Consider the following 20,825-nt stretch of genomic DNA (forward strand, 5'->3'; position numbering starts at 1 on the left):
GAACCCGCTTGTCAACGGGTTCACTCAATTCGATAATATCTGCTTCATCCAACCTTGATCATTGCTCTAAAAACTTTCTACGATAATTGCTCAGTGTGAGTAACGGCCAGATGTATCTATAGCTGTGGTAATGGATATAGAAACCACCAGCCATCCCCTGTCCCTTGGGGTAAGTAGTCGTCCAGTCTTCTTTCTCTCCTTGATCGATCAGATAAGCGATACCCTTTTCAATCTCTTGTGTACTATTATCGGCATAAGCGATCAAGGCATCAACAGCCCAGGCGGTGTGCGTCAAGGTACTTTCTCTGAGAGGAACATATTTCCGTTCGATATCGCTTTTACACGACTCCCCCCATCCCCCGTCCGGATTCTGGATAGATTGTAGCCAATCTGCAGCTTTTTTTATAGAAGGATCGGTGGTAGTTTTTCTGAATGCAGCCATTCCCGTCAATGCTGCCCACGTCCCGTAGATATAACATATCCCCCAGCGACCGTACCAGGATCCTTCCTTTCGTTGGTTGTTTTTTAGCCATTTTAGCGCCTTTTTTATCGCGGGATGATCTTTGTTCATTGAAGAGTAATTACCGAAGAACTCCAACGTCCTTCCTGTCAAATCTGCTGTAGATGGATCCAATAATAGATATTCAGCACCCTGGATCGGAGCAAGAGCAAGCCATTTTTTATCGACACCGCGTTCAAAAGCAGGCCAACCCCCGTCGTCATTCTGCATCGATAAGATCCATCTGATCCCCCTGGACCAGGATTGTTGATAGATGGGCTGCTCCTCTGTCACCTCACAAATGGATCGAAGGCTGGCGGTAGAATCATCGACATCTGGATTAATCGTATTGATAGACGAAAATCCCCATCCTCCAGGCATCGTATTTGCATTTCTCAGGACCCAATCCCCAAATTGGGTGTGCTGGCGTGATAACAGATAACGATTGGCCCGCTGGATCACATTATGAGACTGAGGTACTCCCGCACCCTGTAGGACATGTGATAGTAAAGCCGTATTCCAGACATTCGCGGTTGTATATTGCATATGAAGATCATCACCAATTTGAACGGCCATGTTCCTTAATCCATTGATTGCCTTTACCATCATTGGATTCTTCAAAGTGTATCCCAGCGCATTCAAAGCAAATATCATCAAGAAGGTCGAACTGAAATAACTTAATAACGTTCCGTCGGGTTCGATACGTTTCAGCATGTATTGTTCGGCTCCCCTCACTGCCTTCCTTTTTAAATCAGCAGGTTTATCGGTCATTTTTTGAAATTGATGTTTCATAGAGGCTAATAGATTTCGCCAATCTTCATTCCGCTTTTCAAGGTCTGTGTCCGTGTTATGGACGAATAAATCGCTGAGATCAGGAGTACGGGATATGGTTTTTGTGTATTTAAAATGAGAAAGGATGAGGAGCGGTGCAATATTCGCTCTTCCAAACACTGAAAAATCATAGAAATTGAGCGGAGCACTAAGTGGGAACAGGATGATTTCAATTGGTAAAGGTAGAAGTGATTTCCAAGGATATTGACCTGTTATTGCTAGCAAGGTCTTCGTAAACGTTTCTGCTCTTTCAATCCCACCCTTCTCAAGAATGAATTTTTTGGCGGCACGCATTCGGGACTCCTGTTTACTGACATATCCTGAGTATAATAACGCGTAATAAGCCTGGATCGTAGATGATAAATCTCCCTCTTCCGCATCATGGAATAACTTCCAGGAACCGCTGTCCTCTTGTTTTCCTGTTATCCGTTGAACGACGGCCTGTATCAACATTTCATCATTTATTTCAAACGAACGTAATAAAATGATCATATAAGCATCTGTTGCAATACCCGTTTCGAAGGCGTAATCCCACGAACCGTCTTGCGTCTGGTCTTTTATTAAAATCGAAATGATCCGATTGATTTCACGATCGATTCCATCTTTCAAGGTCATCTACCTCCCCTATACCAATACATATTCGGTTGTATCAGTTCCAATTCGTAAGAGAGGAGCGGATGAGGATTTTCAAGATTACCAAGCCAAAAACAAAACCAGAAAAAATTTCTGGAGAACTACTTCAACTAAAAATTGAGCTTCAGGAAAAGTTGAGCATGGGTTCTTATGCAGATTCACCTTCGTTAACTGCAACTGAAAGGAATCTGATCGAAGAAATCACTGATATGACCCAGGAATTGAATATAAACAACGTCACTAGAACGAGAGCATATCTCGATTTTTATAAAAAATATCCTGACATCCACTGGGCCTTTCTGGGCCATATGGTGTCGCGGAATGGTGGATGGAATATGACGGACCTGAAAGGAGAATTCCTTTCAAAACTTCTTACGGTGGATGAGCAGGAAAAGTTTTTCATGTTCCTCGAACGAGGTAACTGGTTGATTTTTCAGGATGTCTTTCCCCAATTACGATTATATGAAATAAGCCTGGAGCTAAAGCAGCCGTTGTTTCATTTATTGCCTTGCCTTTCAGTTTCTACCTTCATGGAGTCGGTTTGGAATTTCTTTTGGCGTACAGGAAACCGACCCTTGTTGACAGTATCGCTGATCATAAACGAGCAAAGCTATCTGGAAAAACAATTGATGATCAATGAACAACAGAACCAGATCTTAAAGACGATTGAATTCAGTTTACAGGATGTGTTAAGCCTGAATCATATCCTGTTCCCCTATGATCAAACTGGAGAAACAAAACTGACCGGACAAACCCTTCACCATTTTACTTCTCTTCATGAGAGAATCGAGCTTGGTAAACGAATGTACGCATTATTATATTCCAATCTGGAAAGATATAAGCGGTTGTTCCAATGGGCACAGAGAACACCCCATACGGGATCGAGAACGGATTATTGGCCTGAACTTTTTAAATGTGTAAAAGAAACCCTCCCTGGTCGGTTGTATAATCCTCAAGTAAAAAATTGCAGACTTAAACCTGGTGCCGTTCATTTGTATAGTCCTGAGCTTCAATTTGCATGGAAAGACATTTTGCATAATGAGCCATTACAAGAAGATTGGTTCAACAATGTTAATGTCGTCGATTACCTAATTGAGAATCCGAAAAATGTGGATGGTGAGATTCAGCATGCCTATTGTAAATCACTTGAAAAACTCGCTTTTACGACGTTTGCGAAGAAAGCGATCTTCCTCCGAAATGGGTAAAAAGCGACTCCCCTATGTTGTTGCAATACTTGCTTCCGTGCTTATCTGCACCTACATGGAATTGTTCTTTTCAGGACTGGGATTCTATACTTTTTTGCAACGGCCCTTCCCCCATATCTTTATGATTGATATCCGTTTCACACTGATCGTCATACCGGTTTTCACAATGGCAGCCATTTATGCTTTGACAATAATATCAAAAAATTTACTTCGGCTCTTTTTCATCCTGATTATCTCTTTTGTTGCGATGCTCGCTGAAATAATTAGTGAACATCTAGGTTTGTTAGCACATAGCCTTAGCTGGTCGCACGCCTATTCTTTCTTCGGATATATGGTATTCATTCTCGTGTTATGGGGATTGTACAGATGGACAGAGCGGAATATGTTGTGAACCGGATCCCAATCTCAGCCTTTTGACTGAGAAAACTTTCAACTTATGAAGGATTACGATGGTTTTTCAGTAATATATGGTAGAAGGTGAAAGATTCGTAATCTTTATAAGGAGTGAGTGTTCATGTCTGATTCTATTCTTGTTGGGCCACTCGAGTCATTAAAGAAAGATGGAGCAAAAATCGTCAAAGAAGGTAAGCATGGTATTGCGGTGTTTTTTCATGAAGGAGAACTGCATGCAGTTGATAATCGTTGTCCCCATATGGGCTTTCCTCTCCACATGGGGAGTCTCTGTGATGGTATTCTGACCTGTCACTGGCATCATGCGCGGTTTGATGTGAAAAGTGGTGGAACATTAGACCCTTGGGCAGATGATGTCCCGACCTATCCTGTACAAGTGAAGGATGGCGAGGTCTGGGTCGAACCGGTCCCCCATCATAAAGTGACCGTGAAAAAATTACAACAACGCCTTCGAGAAGGTCTCGAACAGAGCCTCAGCCTCGTCATTGGGAAAGCAGTCGTCGGTCTGATGGAGGCAGGCGTCTCCCCTGGAGAAATCGCAAAAGTAGGTGTGGAATTCGGTACGAAGCATCGGCAAAGTGGATGGCGTTCAGGTCTCACGATCTTGACTGCAATGACGAATATTTTACCGAAGCTAGATAAAACGGGTAAAATCCTTGCTTTGTATCAAGGACTTGTGCACGTTGCCAGAGAAAGCTCGGGAATGGGGACTCGCTTTTTACTTGGTTCCCTCCCGGTAACAGAGGAGATGGAAAATCAGTCTGTTGACACGTTGAAGAAATGGTACCGTCATTGTGTGGAAGTCCGTGATTCACAAGGTGCGGAACGGGTCCTCTTGACAGCCATCGAATCTGGTTGGTCGGATGATGATCTTGCGGATATGATGATGGCCGCAATAACGGACCACTTTTATATCAATACCGGCCATACCCTCGACTTCCATAATAAAGCCTTCGAGGTGCTTGATCATGTAGGGGAAGAATATCGTTCGTATGTATTGACATCCTTGCTTCCAGGAGTATCCGATGTTTCTCGGAGTGAAGAATCCCACAGTTGGCAATCCCCTGTAAACCTTGTGCCCCCTTTGAACGAAGCATTTGAAAAACTGCCGTGTATCCTGGAGGCTGCCTCGAAAGTTGAAGGAACTTTTGACGAAGAAGCAATGCTGGAACAGTTATTATCCGATGAACCGATTAAAACTGTTGAAATGATGTTGGAGGCGCTGGAAGCTGGAGTTTCTCCCGTACGCCTCTCACAATTAGTTGCCTTGGCGGCTGCGGAAAGAATTGCTCGTTTTCACACCCAGAATGATTTCAGTGATTGGATCACGGTCCTGCATACGTTCACACATGCACACGCCGTACACCAAAGTTTACGTCGTTCAACAACCGCCGAATTGACACGTGGTGTTTTCCATGGTGCAATGAGTGTCTATCTAGACCGGTTCTTGAATATGCCAGCAGCTAGAAAACCGAAACCTGTGGAAGGAATTACAAAACCTCAAAATCCTTCCGAATTGCTGGAGCTCATGAACAAACAGCAACAGGTAACAGAAAGTGCACGATGGGTGATTAGCTATTTGTCTCAAGGTGGAGAAAAAGCTCCCCTCTTCAATACACTCGGTCATGCATTGTTAAGGGAAGATGCTGAATTCCATTCCTTCCAGATGTATGAAGCCGGAATCGTTGAACATGATTATTGGGCAGATGAGCGTTCACTACTAGCAAACCGAGCACAAGAAACTATGATTCTAGCAATTACAAGATATCTTGCTGGGCATGCTCCGACTGCCAGAGAAATGCCGCACACAGCCCAAATTGCAATGAGACTCCATAAAGGTGAAAAGCTTTTTGAAGAGGAATGAGGACAAATCACCAAATAGGCTGTTAACCTATCCAAATTAGGTATACGTTTAAGGGACAAGTATCCTGATGCCTATTTTTGTCCAATTTCGTCCAATTTTGTATACTTCATTTTCCGTCCACATATATTGCTATTGTGTCGATTAACTTTAGGAGGATGAGAAAATGAGTGACGGTAAAGGCTTTGGCCACGGAAGAACGTTTGCGTTGATTGTTGTGTTATTCATCTTGTTGGTAATCATCGGGGCTACAGCATTAGGCGGTGGCTACGGCGGTCATGGCGGCCATGGCGGTCATGGCGGCGGTTATGGTGGATGCTGCGACGGAGGATATGGCTACTAGGATTGAATGATTTGAAGAATAATAGATTTTGGGGGGACCTTTGTAGCAGAAGGTCCTTTTTGATACTTAAAGAAAGTATAAGCACAACTAAGGCTCAGCCTGCGCTAAAGGCTTGGCTTTGCCAAGCTTCCTTTATTGTTGTGAATTAGTCTACTTCTCAGTTGTAGATATAATTCTCACATAAAAAGAAGACTGACGAGTGTCAGCCTTTCATCTTCTCTTATTTTCTTTTTGTTTTTCGGAAAAGCTTTCACATTATTTCTGATCTGTACCTGGAATTTCACAACCGTCCGGACCACAATTCGCTTCTTCTTCTCGTTCTTGTTTCAACTGAGCTTGCTGCCATTCCACATCAATCGGGTCTTTGAACTTCTCAGGATAACGGATATACCAGCGTTGTTTACGAATTAGAAAGTTATCGGGATCCAACCGGATCGCTTCATCTAGCTCTCTCAAAGCTTCTTCCTTTTTTTGCTGACTCAAGTATTCCATTCCAAGCTTGAATTTCGTTTTTGCGAGCTCGAGTTGCAAATGTTGCTGAGCGGACTTCGGTTCGTAATAGATGTCCTCCAATTCGACTGTTTCAACTTCCTTATTGATCAGTTTTTCAATTGCTTGTACGTGTTCCTGTTCGCCAACCTTGAATCCCTGTTTTATAAGACGGATTGTTCCCTCTTCATCTACAAAAATCCCATTAGGCACGATTTTGAAATCGAATAGATTCGAAAGCGTATTGTCCGTATCGACTACTGTCTGAAAAGTCGTTCCTGAGATATGCGGCTTGACAACTTCAGGCCCTTGTAGATCGACAGCGACTGATAATATCTCGAAGTTTTCATCTTGATATTTTTCATAAAAGTTCTGCCATCCAGGCAGATGTTCTCGGCATCGTCACCAGGAAGCCCACATGAAAATGAGCGCTTTTTTACCACGTAATCGATCGGTCGAAAATTCCTCTCCATCCATGTTTGTCAGTTGTACCGAGGGCATTTTTTCTAAAAGCATGAAATCACTCCTTTGAAGCAAATTTTTAATAGTAGCTTAAAAGCTAAACTAATACAATCTCTTTTATGCGAACTTCCCCACACTCCTGAGGAAATAGCAACCCTGGGGCCCCGCAGCAATTTAAGGTTCTTCAACTAAACAACAAGTCCTGTGTAAGTGAGAAGGCTTGTGGATCACCAGCAGAAAGGGAGTGAATGGTGCAGAAAACAACAAAAGAGAATAATTTTTTAAAAATTATAAAAAATTAAAATCTTTATGGAAATTGAAACATATACTGATAGTAATATCAAATAATCATACTTGTACCTGTGAAATCAGACAGGTTATAGAAATGAAAAGGAGTGCTGCCGATGAAAAACGCCCCAAATTATGGTGAGTTTTATCAAAGGTCCCTTGTGGTTATTGGTAATGCTGACTTGCTCTCTGTGCAGGAAAAATCCAAGTGTGATCTATACACCCATTGGCTCATCGCGCTTGAAGGTACTGAAATGGATAAAATGACTGGCGCATACCAATGGAATGTTGTTGTCTTTCCATCAAAAAAATGCGGAGGATTCGACTACAAGCAACCGTATTATGTGTCGGAATACTTCCGATCGATCCACGAGGCGATTGACTTCACCGTCCAGCTTGAAAAAATAGCTAAAGAAGATCAATTATGCATGATCGCCAATTAAAAAGAGAAAAATCATGATGATTTCCCTCTCTTTTTGAACACATATGTGAAACAATGTACAAAGAAACACTGATACATAATAAGAAATTCTCCTCTCTCCCTTCTGCATCCCCCTCATTTTTCCGAGTCTCTACTTTTACAAACTTACTTGCTGTTTTTACAAAATTGGAGTACTCTACATTGTTTCGGAATTGCAGCCAGCGGCAAATTATACAGATCGAACAATTTCGGTGCACAAAAAATGTGAGAGCTACATTCACGCTCCCACACCTTGTATTACATTAACGCAACTTTACCCCAATCTGAAAATGATTCCATGGCCGCCTTTTGGATAGACCCAGTCGATATTTTCATGGGGACATCCGATCCTGCAGCTTCCGCATTCGTGACAGCCTTCATACCCGATGTGCATCCGGATGTCTTCCCACTTGTAAATTTCTGCTGGGCAGAAGATCGTGCATATTTTATCCGGACAGTCTGTCATACAAATCTCTGGATTTTTTACATGGAGATGAGATTTCGTGTCAGCGTTGAAACGGACGAGGTACTGCTTTTCCTCGATGGACTGTCCTTTCTTCTTTTCTTCGCTCATTATTTCATCACCCTCCAAGCCCGATAAACATCTCGAGCGATTTTGATTTTTTCCCGAGGCGATCCGATGTCCTTCAAGATTTTCTTTTGCTTCTCCCATTTTGATTTTCCATCGACCGTGAACATCTGACTTGCAGCCTTATTCACCATCGGAATATATTGATCGAAATACTGCGGGAACTTATCGAAATGGTGGGTCGAATCTTTGTATTTCTTCATATCTTGACCAACGAAACTATTCAACAACTTGACGCGGTACCGATCCAACAACGCTTCTGAAAAATCATCAGCTTGCATCGCTAAAAGAACGGTTTCTGCGGCGATCCTGCCGGATGTCATAGCAAGGTTGGAACCTTCTCGATGGATTGCGTTGACGAGCTGGGCCGCATCACCAACGACAATGACGCCATCACCTACGACCTTGCCCATTGATTTATAACCTCCCTCAGGAATGAGATGAGCCAAATATTCCTGCTGCTCACTTCCTTGAAGATAAGGTCGGATCATCGGATGGTTCTTCACATATTCAAGTAATTCATATGGTCTGATTTTATGCTTGATAAGCCCGGATAATAACGTACCGACGCCAATACTTAACGAATCTTTATTCGTATAGAGAAAGCCTGTACCTAGGATTCCTTTTGTCGCATCACCGAACAGTTCGATGGTACAACCCTGGTTCGGTTCAAGGTTAAAACGATCTTCGATGATTTTTTTATCCAATTTCAAAATTTCCATTGTCGCCAGGGCTACTTCATCCGGACGGTACTCCTTATGGAAACCAAGCGATTTTGCCAATAAGGAATTGACACCATCAGCAAGCACGACGACATCGGCGTATACATCCCCATCAGGTCGATCGGTTCGGACACCAACAACTCTTCCCTCTTCAACGATACATTCCGTCACAACCGTTTCATTGATGAGCAAAGCGCCTTGTTCCACGGCTTTAGATGCAAACCACTGGTCAAATTTTGCGCGCAGCACAGTGAAGTTATTGTAAGGTTCTTTCCCCCATTCCAATCCTTTATATCCAAATGTGACGGCAGATTCCTTATCCATCATCATAAATCGCTGTTCAACAATTGGGCGCTCTAAAGGGGCTTCTTTATAAAATTCCGGAATGACGTCCTCCATCATTTGACGGTATAAAACACCACCCATTACATTTTTGGAACCTGGATATTCTCCACGCTCGATGAGGAGTACTTTCGCCCCGCCTTTGGCAAGCTCATAGGCACAGGCGATTCCAGCAGGTCCTGCCCCGACAACAATACAATCAAACTTCTCCGACATGATTGACCTCCTCTTTTTCCAATGCATGGCTGAACTGTTCGATGAATAGTGGTATGATTTCGAAGGCGTCTCCTACGATTCCATAATGGCAAGTTTCGAAAATCGGAGCATCTGGATCTTTGTTGATCGCAATGATCATACTGGAGTTTTTCATACCGACGAGGTGCTGGATCGCTCCTGAAATGCCAATTGCAAAATAGATCTTTGGCGTAACAGTGACCCCTGTCTGACCAACCTGATGATGGTGCTCGATCCATCCGGCTTCAACCACATCACGGCTTGCTCCTACAGCGCCACCGAACGTTTCCGCCAAGCGATGGATCAACTGGAAACCTTCTTCACTGCCGAGGCCTTTCCCACCTGCGACAATGATATCTGCTTCGTCGATCCGGACTTTTTTGGTAGTCGCTTTAACGATGTCCAATACCTTCGTACGGATATCCTCTTCTTTTATATCAATCTTTTCTTCTACTAATTTTCCGGTCCTGCCCGGTTCAATGTCCAACGCTTTCATCACTTTGGGACGGACGGTAGCCATTTGAGGGCGGTATTTCTTACACAGGATCGTCGCCATGATATTCCCACCGAATGCAGGACGGCTGGCCAGTAAAAGTCCCGTATCTTCCTCTACGTCCAATTCAGTCGTATCCGCGGTCAATCCCGTCGGCAAGTCAGTCGCTACTGCACTCGCCAAGTCCTTTCCGGTGGAGGTTGCCCCGAACAGAATGATTTCCGGCTTATACGTTTCACAACAATGAAGAAGGGCTTTCATGTAAGATTCAGTTCGATAATCTTTGAAAATAGTTTGGTCATAGACGTAGGCGACGTCTGCACCATATTCGAATACAGTGGATGCAAGTGGCTTCACTTGATTGCCTATGATTACGCCGGCGAGTTCTACACCTCTTTTATCCGCCAATCGCCTTCCTGCTCCTAATAATTCAAGGGAAACAGGAGCAATCGTTCCTTCCTGCTCCTCGATAAAAACCCAAACACCATGGTAATCTTCAAGATTCATCAAGATCCCCCCTTCGTTTCAAATAATTCCTTCTTTTCTAAAATAACGGATAGGATTTGATCGACTTGTTCGTTTACGCTTCCCTCAAGCATTTTCCCGCCTTCAGGTTTCGGTGGTGCCCAAACCTTCGCTACAATGGTTGGTGACCCTTTCAATCCGAGCTGTTTGATATCTACATCTTCCAGATCATCCACGGACCAGATATTCGGTTCATATCTTGCTGCCTTGATCAAATTCGGGAACGGAGAGTAAGGAACTTCATTGATCTCTTTTTCAACTGACAACAAACATGGAAGGCTGGATTCGATCACCTCATGTCCATCTTCAATTTTTCGATGAACGATGATATGTCCTGCATCTTGGTTGACTTCCTCCACCTTTTTCACTGAGGTCAACGGAGGAATATCAAGACGTCTCGCGATTCCGGGTCCGACTTGTCCAGTATCACCATCGATTGTCATCTTCCCGCATAGAATCAGGTCCACTGGTTTGATTTTCTGGATCTTCTCCAGGGCTTTTGTCAGGGCATAACTGGTTGCCAATGTATCCGCACCGGCAAACCTCCGATCTGAAATCATGTACCCCTCATCAGCACCGATCTCGATGCATTTCTTGATCGCTTTTACAGCTGGCGGCGGTCCCATCGTCAATACCGAAACTGTACCCCCATATCTGTTCTTGATTCGTACTGCTTCCTCAACGGCATGTGCATCATATGGATTCAAAATCGCTGGCGCACTTGCCCGATCCATCGTGTTTGTCTTAGGGTTCATCTTGATGATTTTCGTATCAGGCACTTGCTTGATGCAAGCGACGATATGCAGCATTTGACACCTCTCCTTTACTACGAAAATCGCTGACTCGTATTTTTGCTTAATTCGCCTATCTACTTCTACTATATTGACTGTTTATAAGATACATGCTGATTTTTGGTGAGGAATCTCTTAATTGAAGTGAAACTTGAAAATATGAACGTAATACTAATTCTCATCTATTGTTTTTTAATATTTTGAACTTTCAAATAACTGATGTATAATCTTGGGTATAGAGAGATGGAGACGCTTTCAGGGTGGTGTAATCTGAAAGGTGGTGATTCATGCGAGATCTTTTAGCGGTGGTAACAAGTCCGATTTGTCACGGAACCATTTATGGAGGTGCTGGAAATGAAAGAAACACAGCAGGATTTGTCGCACAAGCAAAAGGAATATTGGAAGAAAAACACTCGTTTGATCCGAATTTTGCTAGTGATCTGGGCACTTGTTTCTTTAGTGGCTGCCATTATTCTTGCAAAACCTCTTAGTGAGATTCAGTTCTTCGGTGTTCCTCTGGCATTCTGGTTTGCACAGCAAGGCTCGATCATCACATTCTTGATATTGACCTTTTATTACGCAATACGAATGGACAAACTAGACAAGGAGTATGATGTTCAGGAAGTGGTCCTGACTGAAGAATCTTCGTCTAAGGACAAGGGGGTATCGACATGAGTGTAGAAGCTCTGACGTTGACCCTTGTTATCCTTACATTTGCCATCTATTTATATATCGGTTGGCGTTCCAAAGTAAAAGATACGAGTAACTTTTTCGTAGCCGGAAAAGATATACCAGCAGCAGCCAATGGTGCTGCAATTGCAGCAGACTGGATGTCAGCCGCCTCCTTCATCTCGATGGCTGGTCTGATTTCTTTCTTAGGTTACGACGGCACGATTTATCTGATGGGTTGGACAGGTGGATATGTTCTCCTTGCACTTCTTCTTGCCCCCTATCTACGGAAGTTCGGTAGGTACACCGTGCCGGATTTTATCGGTGACCGGTATTATTCCAACGGTGCCCGGGCAGTAGCAGCTGTCGCGACACTCTTCATCTCCCTAACATACGTAGCAGGTCAGATGCGTGGTGTGGGGATTGTTTTTAGTAGATATTTACAAGTGGATATTGTTGTCGGCGTCCTCATCGGCATGGCAATTGTCGCATTTTTCGCTGTGCTTGGAGGTATGAAAGGTATCACTTGGACGCAGGTGGTGCAGTATTCGATTCTGATCGTCGCTTTTTTGATTCCAGCCATTGCGATTTCGTTTAAATTGACAGGTAATCCTGTGCCGCAGTTAGCCCTTACATTCAGTGACATCGCAAAAGAGTTGAGCGTATTACAGGTCGAACTCGGCTTGAAAGAATACGTTGCACCATTTACGGATATGTCAGGACTGAATGTATTCGCGGTCACCCTTGCTCTTATGATTGGGACAGCCGGTCTGCCCCACGTGATCATCCGTTTCTATACGGTAAAAAATGTCCGTGCAGCTCGGTGGTCAGCCGGTTGGGCATTGCTTTTCATTGCCCTTCTTTATACAACAGCTCCGGCAATCGGAGTATTTGCAAAATATAACCTGATCAACAGTTTCAATGATCAGTCAATCGAACAAGTCCGTGAAGAAGCCTGGGTAACGAAATGGGAAGAAACGGGTCTACTGACACTGGAAGATAAGAATGGTGATGGTGTTTTAGCCTTTTCTTCCGATGCCGCAGCGAATGAAGTGACGATTGATCCGGATATCATTGTGCTCTCTACACCGGAAGTTGCTGAGCTAGCGCCTATTCTCATAGCGCTTGTTGCAGCCGGAGGGCTTGCCGCTGCGCTTTCTACTGCTTCGGGGCTTTTGCTTGCGATGTCTAGTGCCGTTTCACATGACATCTATTATCGGATCTACAGACCGAATGCGAGTGAACAACAACGTCTTAAAGTCGGGAGGATAATGATTTTCCTTGCTGTCATCGTTGCCGGCTATTTCGGTGTCAATCCACCAGGGTTTGTCGGTGAAGTTGTTGCGTTTGCATTCGGCCTGGCAGCAGCTAGTCTATTCCCTGCAATCTTGCTCGGAATCTTCGATCAGAGGATGAATCGTGAAGGAGCGATTTGGGGAATTTCAGTCGGTCTAGCATTTACAGTCATCATGATTCTACTAATGCGTTCGCCTCAGGTATTTGGCACTGAAACTCCAGTAATCGAGAGCTTCCTCGGTATAACCGCACAAGGAATCGGTGTAGTCGGAGCACTCTTGAACTTCATCATCTCCTTCATTGTATCGAGACGCACAGCTGCACCACCAGAAGAAATCCAACAGATGGTGGAAGATATCCGCGTTCCGAAGGTGATGGACAAGACTGGATGATGTATTTGATAAGTGCTGCTCATACTGTTTCGGAAAGACCGCTAACGGACACAGGAAACCTTATTTTTACCAAAAATCGTAGTATCTCATCTCATTTGTTCACAGAGATTGGCCCTGATGTCCGTTTCGATTCAAGAAAGTCCATGTAAACCAAAAAGGCTGACCCAAACATTGATAGATTTGAGGTTTTGGGTCTGCCCCTTAAATAAAATAAACGGTTTAGCAAAGTCACTTTTCAGAGGAGGATTTTCAATGACAGTATTCTTTGGAATTGTAACTTTAGGGTTATATATGTTTCAACCATACCTGGATTTGAAAGTCATACGTAAGGCTCTGGGGATTGCATTATTCTTAGAGTTGTTTTATCTGATCGGTCATTTCCTCGCAGATTGGCCATTCCCTAGCCCGGCCGTAATCTTCCAAATCATCATCGTATCCGCACTCGGTGTGGCACTAGGAGTGATTTTCTCCAGAATCTGGCCGCTCCCGCGCAATAAAGGATTTGAACGGATCATGCGCACATTGTTGATCGTGATCCCTTCATTAGGAATCGGAGTCGGCTTACAATTATTGCTTCAGGGTAACCATCCCACACAAGCCATCTACCTCATGTTTGCATTATCAGCGTGGCTGGGTTCGGGTCATTTCATGAAAGAGCGACCTGAATCGATATCAAACTAAGCTCTTATTATTATTTTATAAGGGGTTTTCTTATTTAATAAGTGTCAATAGGAGTATGGCATCAGGAAAGAAAAAATGAACATAATTGAAAATTCATAAATAATACATATCCTTTTGGCAAAAATAGGGATGAGTGAATTTTTGTCATAAAGGAGAAATCAAATTGAACATAAGACATATAGTAGCTGTACTTTCAAAGTTCCTGATAATCATATGTATTGCTTATGTCACATTGACCGTATTTTTTGGTGTACCGATCGGAAATATTCTTTGGATGTCAGTGCTGATTACAGCAGTCGGTTATGTCATTGGGGATTTATATGTATTGAAGAGACTTGGTAATTTCATTGCCACGATTGTGGATTTCGGATTGGTATTCATTGTGTTCTGGCTTTTTGCGGATCCCTATATCGATACAGCGGCCAACCAATTTTGGGGTGCTGCACTGGCTGCCCTGTTTATAGCAATTTCTGAATTCGTGTATCATATTTTCATCGAAGTCACCAACCCTTTGCGACCGTCAAAAGCGGATGTTGATGTTCAAAAATATGCAACTGAAGTCGGTGAGGAATTTTCCCCCTCTGATGACGATCTGTTGAATGAAAATGATGAAAAGAAGAAAAAGTGACCATGTCCGGTCACTTTTTCTATTCTTGTATGCGAAAGGTAAGATGAACGTTGTGTTTTTCTCCAGCAGTCAAACTGCGTTCCCTGAAATCCATCAGTTGATTCTTATTAATAGTCATAACTGTAGAAGAGCGTGTCCCATATTTTTCGGTTTGGATAAATATAGATGAGAGCTTTTCTTCCCAGTCTATTCCGATTCCGGTCTCAGGTAGTTCACTCCGGACAGCTCGATCTCGGTTATTCAAAAGTTCAAACAAGCAGTCTCTGTCAATGTCATCTGCTTTCCTTAGGCATTCCTCCATGTCCAACTTCCCTTTCTCTACTTTAGGCCACGGTGTATCTAATAAATGATTGCTAAGTCCATAAATCCCTGGGATCAGTCTTTTTATTTCATTCTGGACATTAGAATAATACCATAGTGAATCTGTGTTTCCGACAATCAGGTTGAACCCCTGAAAATTGTCACGCTTTTCTTTTAATCTATGTAAGAAATTTTCTGGAGCGTAGAGTGAGGATAAATAATCCCGAATGATGTGTCCTCTTGAAGTTTTATTGGTTACGGATTCGGAAGGATCACGATAATTTGTCAACGCAGCAAACCGACCATTCTTTGTAATCCCTATCCATGTTCCCAATTGTTTTAAATCCCTCCCAGCCAAAATCATCGGTTCATCTTCCCAAAAATGCGCCGGAGCAGTCGGTCTATCATAAAATTCATCTCGGTTCGCTGCTATGACTAATGGATACTCTTGGTGCTTTTTATAAGCGAAAAATAACACACACATCCGTTTAATTCCCTTCATGTACATGGTTTAGCAAATCAGTATAATTTGTTCTTCTTTACAATTCTTTCAAGTACTCAAGAAATAAAAGAAATGATCTTTATCTTTATTGTATCCGTATTTCTCGTAAAGTTGCTGCGCACCTGTGTTGTCGTGAGCGGTTTCCAAAAGAATCCCAGCTGAAGCAGTCTGTAGGGATAATTCTTCGGCCTTTGATAACAGCTTTTCACCGACCCCTTTCCTTCTGTAAGCCGGTTCGACGTATAAATCATTCAGCAACCATTGTCTTTTCAAACCAACAGATGTAAAGATCGGATATAATTGTACAAAGCCCATAAGGGTGTCAATTTCATCATCCTTCATTGCTAAATAGATCACTGACTCCTCGTTTTTTATCCGTTCTCGCAGGAATGTTCTACTCCCTTCAATATCAGCGGTTTTACCATAAAAGACACGATACTTATCAAAAAGTTCAGCAAGCTTATCCAGCTCATTCAAAGTAGCTTGTTTAATCAAAATTGTGGACACTCCTCTCAAATAAAAGTAAAAAAATGCTGTTTTCTAAAAGTCTATTGCTAATTGCAGGCAGACAAGAAATTGTATGAATCCTGGTCCAGCAGCGGAAAGCGAGTATTTTTCCCATTTGTAGAAAACAACACTCTCAACAAAAAAAGAAAAAAAGACAACCACTTTAATTATGGTTGCCTCTCATGATTGACGCAAGCGTTATGCTTTTTTTACCAGCAACTTGACAGCTTTGAATATGAGGACTGCAGCAAAAACGATAACAGTTATAATTCCAATAATGTCCAATGCCGGGTCGAAGCTTTCTAAGAAGGTACCATCCAATGACAATTTCAACAGGAGGAAACCAGCAACTAAAGCTGCAAAATATGTGAGATTCCCATCCATATCAGCCACTCCTCCTTCCTTTTCAGATTTAAAAAATGAAAAAGGTGAGTGGTGAATTTTATGCAGAATATTCTAAAAATATTCATTTGAATAGACAAAGTTCGTGCTATAATACTAGTAAGATGTTGGTACAAATATACTATTTATGCAGGAGGTATGATCATTTGGACATAGCACATATCAGTATTCTTGGAATTGCACTTGCTGCAGTAGCGAACTCAATGATCGGTGCACTTTGGTATTCTCCTCTCTTATTTGCGAATATCTGGATGGAAACGGTCAAGAAAACCAGAGAAGACATCTCTTCATCTAGCGCAAATTTAGGTTACCTGCTTACTTTTCTAGGGAGCATTATATCTGCATACGTCCTGTCACTACTTATACAACTTTTTGATCCAATTACATTATGGAGTGGAGCAACACTTGGATTCTTGGCGGGAATAGGATTTTCTGTCGTACGAGAAATCTCCCCTACGATATTTGAAGGGCGTAATACTGTGCTGTTCTTCATAAGCGCAGGGTATCATGTTGTTTCCCTTACAATAATGGGGACAATTGTGGCAGCTTTTACATAGAAAAAACACTTCGGCTTTTCAGCGGAAGTGTTTTTACCAAACGAAAGAGGTAATTTACGAACCGTGACTGATTACACCACATGCTGATCGATCTCCAGCATCTCCTGAAGGTTGTGATTTATGATCATCTGCTTTTTCATGGATGATCAATGTGGTGCCATCAGATCCAATCAATGAGTTTTCTTCACCACTTTTAAGTGTAACCTTCTCAGTGGTTATATCCGTTTCCACCGTTCCATCTTCTCCCACTTGAAGGTTTGGAAGATCTCCGGCATGTGGACCATCTTCTTGCTCACCATGACTTACATCAGTAGGGTTGAAATGATCTCCAGCTGATTTGAAATCCGGCTCTTCGCAAACTCCTTTCTCATGAATGTGAAAACCATGTTTGCCAGGTGATAGGTTGGACGCTTTAATCTTGATCACAACGCCTGAAAACTGTTGCTCCAAATCAGCTGTCCCAACTTTTTCCCCTTCTCCATTCTTCAGTTCGACTGAAATAGGTACGACTTCATCCCTAGTATTCCCTTCATTCTCTTTTCCGCTTAATGATGTATCTTCTGAATCACTGCCCTCATCATTATCAACACCGCATGCGTTGAGAATTACAAATACGATAATTACGAGTAAAAAGGATAGCCAACATTTCATAACAGTCCCCCCTTACATTTTGTGTTATAACACCGTTCACAAAATCATAAGAGTTTAAACTTATTTCAATTAAAATAGGCTATTTACCTAATTAATGCATTAAATGATATCAACGTCATTCCAGTCAGGTTCATAGCGGTATACAGATAGATCCACTTTATCTTGGGCAGACAGCTTAATTCCCTCCTGTTCCAGGGCAGTAAGTTGGAGATTTCTTTGTTGTTCATCCTTTATTGCAATTTCTCCTTTTGCATTGATGACTCTGTGCCATGGCAGTTCATATGCCTGGCTCATTGTATGAAGGATGCGCACGACTTGTCTTGCTCCCCGTGGACTCCCGGCTAGTCTTGCAATCTGTCCATATGTCATTACTTTACCCGCAGGTATATTTTGTATGATCGTGATTACTTTTTCAGTAAATGGCTGCACCTCTGAATTTTTCCCCTCCTTTTAAGTAGGTTGTTTATAATAGGTTGTTGTTAATTGTGATAAGGAAACGAATTGAAACCGCTAGAATTGAATTATACGAGATTCCTGCGGAAAGCGATTGAATTTCATAATTGTGAAAACAACCTATATTCAAATTAGCTTTTAAATAAGTCTATCTTATCAAATAGAAAGGAGACTTCTTTTTATTCCTAGATACTTTCAATAGTAGGTCAATGATATCCTGCTATCAAAAGGTAGAGGTTGCTTCATATTTCTTAAGTCTCCTTGCTAAAACAGTTTCGGAAAAATCTTAGTAAATCAGCCCATTTATTCACAAATAACGGCTCTGGTGTCCGTTACGAGTTCAGAACATCCATGAAAACCAAAGAGGCTGCCCCCTGGGACAACCTCCTCCGTCATACTGAAATTTTTTCCCGTGATTTATCCAGTTCCTTCATCACGTTATAGATGATGCGGATACCGACATCTCCATCAGAACTGACAATTGATTCTGGATGGAACTGTACGGCGGTTATCGGGAGAGATTTATGTTCGACCGCCATTGGGATATCATCCTGGGATAATCCAGTCAATATTAGGCTTTCAGGAATATGTTCTGCATAGATTGAATGATAGCGGCTCGCCTGAAACTGATTCGGCAATCCCTCAAACATCTTGCTTGAATTCAATTGAGTAATGGTTGAGGTTTTTCCATGTTGCGGATAATCCAGTAATTCCAAGCTCCCTCCAAAATACTCGACGATTCCTTGAAAACCTAGACATACACCGAAGATAGGAATCTCTTTTTCGATACATAAGCGGAGTGTTGACCACATATCAAATTGTGCAGGGGTTCCCGGCCCAGGAGAAAGGACGACCAGATCAAAAGTGTTTTGGAATCGCAGCATCTCTCTCGCTTTTTCGGCTCGATAGGTGACCACATGCGCACCAGTCTGTTTGAAGTAGTTCGCTAATGTATGGACAAATGAATCATCATGATCGACAATCAACACGTTCTTCGACTCTCCTGGCAACTGGTTGTCGCGAGCATCCTCAGTCTTGATAGGTTCACGGATCGCTTTTATAAGTCCTGCTGCTTTTGTCAGTGTTTCCTGTTCTTCATCTTCGGGAATCGAATCATAAAGTAATGTTGCACCTACCCGAATTTCAGCGGTCTGATTTTTTATCCGGATTGTTCTCAACGTCAATCCAGTATTCAAATCCCCATTGAAACTGTACCAACCTACAGCGCCTCCATACCAGCCTCTTGGAGAATCTTCGTGTTCTTCGATCCATTTTATTGCTGCTTTTTTCGGAGCACCGGTTACGGTTACAGCCCACATATGCGTCAAAAATGCATCCAATGCATCAAATTCTGGCCTTAAATACCCCTCAACGTGATCGACAGTATGGATCAGGTGTGAGTACATTTCGATCTGCCTTCTGCCGATGACATTCACCGATCCTGGCAAGCAAATTCTCGACTTGTCATTCCGGTCCACATCGGTACACATTGTCAGTTCTTCTTCATCTTTTTTCGAGTTCAATAGTTTCCGGATCTGATCAGCGTCTTCTAATGCGTTTTTCCCGCGTTTGATCGTGCCAGAAATCGGACACGTTTCGATCCGGTTTCCTTCAACACGTACATACATTTCAGGTGAAGAACCGACCAGATGTTCATCGCCTAGATTGATGATGAACCCATATGGACTAGGATTGATTTGCTGTAGTCGTTCAAACACTTCTGAAGGTGGAGTTTCACATTTTTCATATAAGGTTTGTGAAGGTACGACTTCGAACATATCACCCCGTTTAAACCGTTTTCGAGCTTCATCCACTAATCGGGCATATTTACCTGGTTGATACTCATTAAATGTTGTAGCGGTGATTGATTGGCCGGGATTACGTGCACCGTTCCGTTTCAATCCTTCCGTTTTGAGTGACTCGAATCTAAAATCGTAGGATAACTGGTAAGCATGATCAGATTGATGATCCACCACTACGATTTCATCGGGTAAGAAGAGTTTTATATCTTCTTCATTGGCACCTCTCTGTTGTTTAAGATCAATCGACTCGAATTGAAAAACCAGGTCATAGCCAAAGGCTCCGTATAGGCCTAAAAAAGTATCTTCATCTGAATAAAATAAATCTTTAAGTGTTCGGACAACGTTGAAAATAGACGGTTGTCTGCTGCGTTCCTCTTCAGGATAAACTGCATTAGATTTTACAATTGAAGCTTTGATTTGTGAGTCGGTTTTTTCAAACGAGCCGATTTCATTACGTGTACTTAATCGCTCCGAGATCATTTGAAGTAATATTTTACCTCTATAATTCAAAGCATTGATCGTAAAGTCCAGTCCTTTCGCTCTTATTTCTAGAGGTGGGTTGATGAAACCGACATCCCATCTAGAATATCGACCTGGGTATTCATATCGGCTTGAATAAAGGGCTCCCTGGTAGTGGTCAATATCTTTTAAGATTCTTGATACAGCCTCGCCTGGATCAAGTGATATTTGCGTACGGGTAATCTGAATGCCGCCTGCTGTATCATAATTTTTAATTTCTTCCGGTTGGTGATTTGATTTGGAAAGTCGTTGCAAAACGCTACCTCCTTTTGAAAGGAGACATGGAAA

General features: G+C 42.5%; 23 protein-coding genes. 10 read left to right on the plus strand and 13 right to left on the minus strand.

Translation table 11 applies throughout. From position 1 onward, the window contains the following. Positions 1-58: 58 nt before the first annotated feature. Entirely contained in the window at positions 59-1,939 is a 1,881-nt protein-coding gene (shc, locus tag ACTWQL_RS06285; RefSeq protein WP_443141602.1) for a squalene--hopene cyclase, read from the minus strand. Positions 1,940-2,007: 68 nt separating this feature from the next. Between shc and ACTWQL_RS06290 the strand changes: the two genes are divergently transcribed. From ACTWQL_RS06290 to ACTWQL_RS06305, 4 genes are all read left to right on the plus strand, one after another. After that, entirely contained in the window at positions 2,008-3,168 is a 1,161-nt protein-coding gene (locus tag ACTWQL_RS06290) for a DUF2515 family protein (protein ID WP_443141603.1), read from the plus strand. After that, positions 3,161-3,559: a CBO0543 family protein gene (locus ACTWQL_RS06295; RefSeq protein WP_443141604.1), complete on the plus strand. Its 399-nt coding sequence runs from the start codon at positions 3,161-3,163 to the stop codon at positions 3,557-3,559. Before ACTWQL_RS06290 ends, ACTWQL_RS06295 begins: the two co-directional genes overlap by 8 nt. A gap of 123 nt (positions 3,560-3,682) precedes the next feature. After that, the gene (locus tag ACTWQL_RS06300; protein WP_443141605.1) at positions 3,683-5,443 is read left to right on the plus strand and encodes a Rieske (2Fe-2S) protein; all 1,761 of its coding nucleotides are present in this window, start codon (positions 3,683-3,685) and stop codon (positions 5,441-5,443) included. 163 nt (positions 5,444-5,606) lie between these two features. Next, positions 5,607-5,783, plus strand: coding sequence for a YjcZ family sporulation protein (locus ACTWQL_RS06305; RefSeq protein WP_443141606.1), 177 nt, complete (start codon positions 5,607-5,609; stop codon positions 5,781-5,783). A gap of 255 nt (positions 5,784-6,038) precedes the next feature. Here the strand turns inward: ACTWQL_RS06305 and ACTWQL_RS06310 are convergent, their stop codons facing one another. Beyond that, positions 6,039-6,485: a tetratricopeptide repeat protein gene (locus ACTWQL_RS06310; protein ID WP_443141607.1), complete on the minus strand. Its 447-nt coding sequence runs from the start codon at positions 6,483-6,485 to the stop codon at positions 6,039-6,041. A gap of 189 nt (positions 6,486-6,674) precedes the next feature. After that, positions 6,675-6,788 (minus strand): TlpA family protein disulfide reductase, encoded by a 114-nt coding sequence (locus ACTWQL_RS06315; RefSeq protein ID WP_443141608.1) that lies wholly within the window; start codon positions 6,786-6,788, stop codon positions 6,675-6,677. A gap of 350 nt (positions 6,789-7,138) precedes the next feature. Here ACTWQL_RS06315 and ACTWQL_RS06320 point away from each other — a divergent pair, with 350 nt between their 5' ends. Next, positions 7,139-7,465 carry a hypothetical protein gene (locus tag ACTWQL_RS06320; RefSeq protein ID WP_443141609.1) on the plus strand — a complete coding sequence of 109 codons (327 nt, stop codon included), beginning with the start codon at positions 7,139-7,141 and terminating at the stop codon, positions 7,463-7,465. Between the two features lie 291 nt (positions 7,466-7,756). Here the strand turns inward: ACTWQL_RS06320 and ACTWQL_RS06325 are convergent, their stop codons facing one another. The 4 genes from ACTWQL_RS06325 to ACTWQL_RS06340 are packed head-to-tail and all read right to left on the minus strand — an operon-like array spanning position 7,757 to position 11,196. Then, positions 7,757-8,056: a ferredoxin family protein gene (locus ACTWQL_RS06325; RefSeq protein ID WP_225064517.1), complete on the minus strand. Its 300-nt coding sequence runs from the start codon at positions 8,054-8,056 to the stop codon at positions 7,757-7,759. Continuing rightward, positions 8,056-9,351 carry an FAD-dependent oxidoreductase gene (locus ACTWQL_RS06330; protein WP_443141610.1) on the minus strand — a complete coding sequence of 432 codons (1,296 nt, stop codon included), beginning with the start codon at positions 9,349-9,351 and terminating at the stop codon, positions 8,056-8,058. Before ACTWQL_RS06330 ends, ACTWQL_RS06325 begins: the two co-directional genes overlap by 1 nt. Continuing rightward, the gene (locus ACTWQL_RS06335; protein WP_443141611.1) at positions 9,335-10,369 is read right to left on the minus strand and encodes an electron transfer flavoprotein subunit alpha/FixB family protein; all 1,035 of its coding nucleotides are present in this window, start codon (positions 10,367-10,369) and stop codon (positions 9,335-9,337) included. Before ACTWQL_RS06335 ends, ACTWQL_RS06330 begins: the two co-directional genes overlap by 17 nt. Continuing rightward, positions 10,369-11,196: an electron transfer flavoprotein subunit beta/FixA family protein gene (locus ACTWQL_RS06340; RefSeq protein WP_443141612.1), complete on the minus strand. Its 828-nt coding sequence runs from the start codon at positions 11,194-11,196 to the stop codon at positions 10,369-10,371. The genes ACTWQL_RS06335 and ACTWQL_RS06340 overlap by 1 nt, the downstream gene beginning before the upstream one ends. Positions 11,197-11,532: 336 nt before the next feature. Between ACTWQL_RS06340 and ACTWQL_RS06345 the strand changes: the two genes are divergently transcribed. The 4 genes from ACTWQL_RS06345 (at position 11,533) to ACTWQL_RS06360 (ending at position 14,844) form a co-directional block, all read left to right on the plus strand. After that, complete coding sequence (locus ACTWQL_RS06345) at positions 11,533-11,853, plus strand: DUF4212 domain-containing protein (RefSeq protein WP_443141613.1); 321 nt, start codon at positions 11,533-11,535, stop codon at positions 11,851-11,853. Further along, positions 11,850-13,535: a sodium:solute symporter family protein gene (locus ACTWQL_RS06350; protein WP_443141614.1), complete on the plus strand. Its 1,686-nt coding sequence runs from the start codon at positions 11,850-11,852 to the stop codon at positions 13,533-13,535. The genes ACTWQL_RS06345 and ACTWQL_RS06350 overlap by 4 nt, the downstream gene beginning before the upstream one ends. A gap of 252 nt (positions 13,536-13,787) precedes the next feature. Continuing rightward, on the plus strand, positions 13,788-14,216 hold the full coding sequence (locus ACTWQL_RS06355; RefSeq protein ID WP_443141615.1) for a hypothetical protein: 429 nt from the start codon (positions 13,788-13,790) through the stop codon (positions 14,214-14,216). 163 nt (positions 14,217-14,379) lie between these two features. Then, positions 14,380-14,844 carry a DUF2512 family protein gene (locus ACTWQL_RS06360; RefSeq protein ID WP_443141616.1) on the plus strand — a complete coding sequence of 155 codons (465 nt, stop codon included), beginning with the start codon at positions 14,380-14,382 and terminating at the stop codon, positions 14,842-14,844. A gap of 19 nt (positions 14,845-14,863) precedes the next feature. Here ACTWQL_RS06360 and ACTWQL_RS06365 read toward each other — a convergent pair whose 3' ends face one another. The 3 genes from ACTWQL_RS06365 to ACTWQL_RS06375 all read right to left on the minus strand — a co-directional run bounded on the left by ACTWQL_RS06365 (position 14,864) and on the right by ACTWQL_RS06375 (position 16,537). After that, positions 14,864-15,628: an NRDE family protein gene (locus ACTWQL_RS06365; RefSeq protein ID WP_443141617.1), complete on the minus strand. Its 765-nt coding sequence runs from the start codon at positions 15,626-15,628 to the stop codon at positions 14,864-14,866. 66 nt (positions 15,629-15,694) lie between these two features. After that, positions 15,695-16,141, minus strand: a complete 447-nt coding sequence (locus ACTWQL_RS06370; RefSeq protein ID WP_443141618.1) for a GNAT family N-acetyltransferase — start codon at positions 16,139-16,141, stop codon at positions 15,695-15,697. Between the two features lie 210 nt (positions 16,142-16,351). Then, on the minus strand, positions 16,352-16,537 hold the full coding sequence (locus tag ACTWQL_RS06375; protein ID WP_443141619.1) for a hypothetical protein: 186 nt from the start codon (positions 16,535-16,537) through the stop codon (positions 16,352-16,354). A gap of 164 nt (positions 16,538-16,701) precedes the next feature. Between ACTWQL_RS06375 and ACTWQL_RS06380 the strand changes: the two genes are divergently transcribed. Then, the gene (locus tag ACTWQL_RS06380; RefSeq protein ID WP_443141620.1) at positions 16,702-17,112 is read left to right on the plus strand and encodes a DUF1761 domain-containing protein; all 411 of its coding nucleotides are present in this window, start codon (positions 16,702-16,704) and stop codon (positions 17,110-17,112) included. A 54-nt stretch (positions 17,113-17,166) separates the two neighbouring features. Here the strand turns inward: ACTWQL_RS06380 and ACTWQL_RS06385 are convergent, their stop codons facing one another. From ACTWQL_RS06385 to ACTWQL_RS06395, 3 genes are all read right to left on the minus strand, one after another. Further along, on the minus strand, positions 17,167-17,763 hold the full coding sequence (locus ACTWQL_RS06385) for a superoxide dismutase family protein (RefSeq protein ID WP_443141621.1): 597 nt from the start codon (positions 17,761-17,763) through the stop codon (positions 17,167-17,169). 99 nt (positions 17,764-17,862) lie between these two features. After that, positions 17,863-18,192: an MGMT family protein gene (locus ACTWQL_RS06390; protein WP_443141622.1), complete on the minus strand. Its 330-nt coding sequence runs from the start codon at positions 18,190-18,192 to the stop codon at positions 17,863-17,865. Between the two features lie 416 nt (positions 18,193-18,608). Further along, a complete protein-coding gene (locus ACTWQL_RS06395; protein ID WP_443141623.1) occupies positions 18,609-20,792 on the minus strand; it encodes an anthranilate synthase component I in 2,184 nt (727 codons plus the stop codon). Between the last annotated feature and the right edge of the window lie 33 nt (positions 20,793-20,825).

The organism is Pseudalkalibacillus sp. R45 (assembly GCF_052246725.1).
In the GTDB taxonomy this organism is placed as follows: domain Bacteria; phylum Bacillota; class Bacilli; order Bacillales; family Fictibacillaceae; genus Pseudalkalibacillus.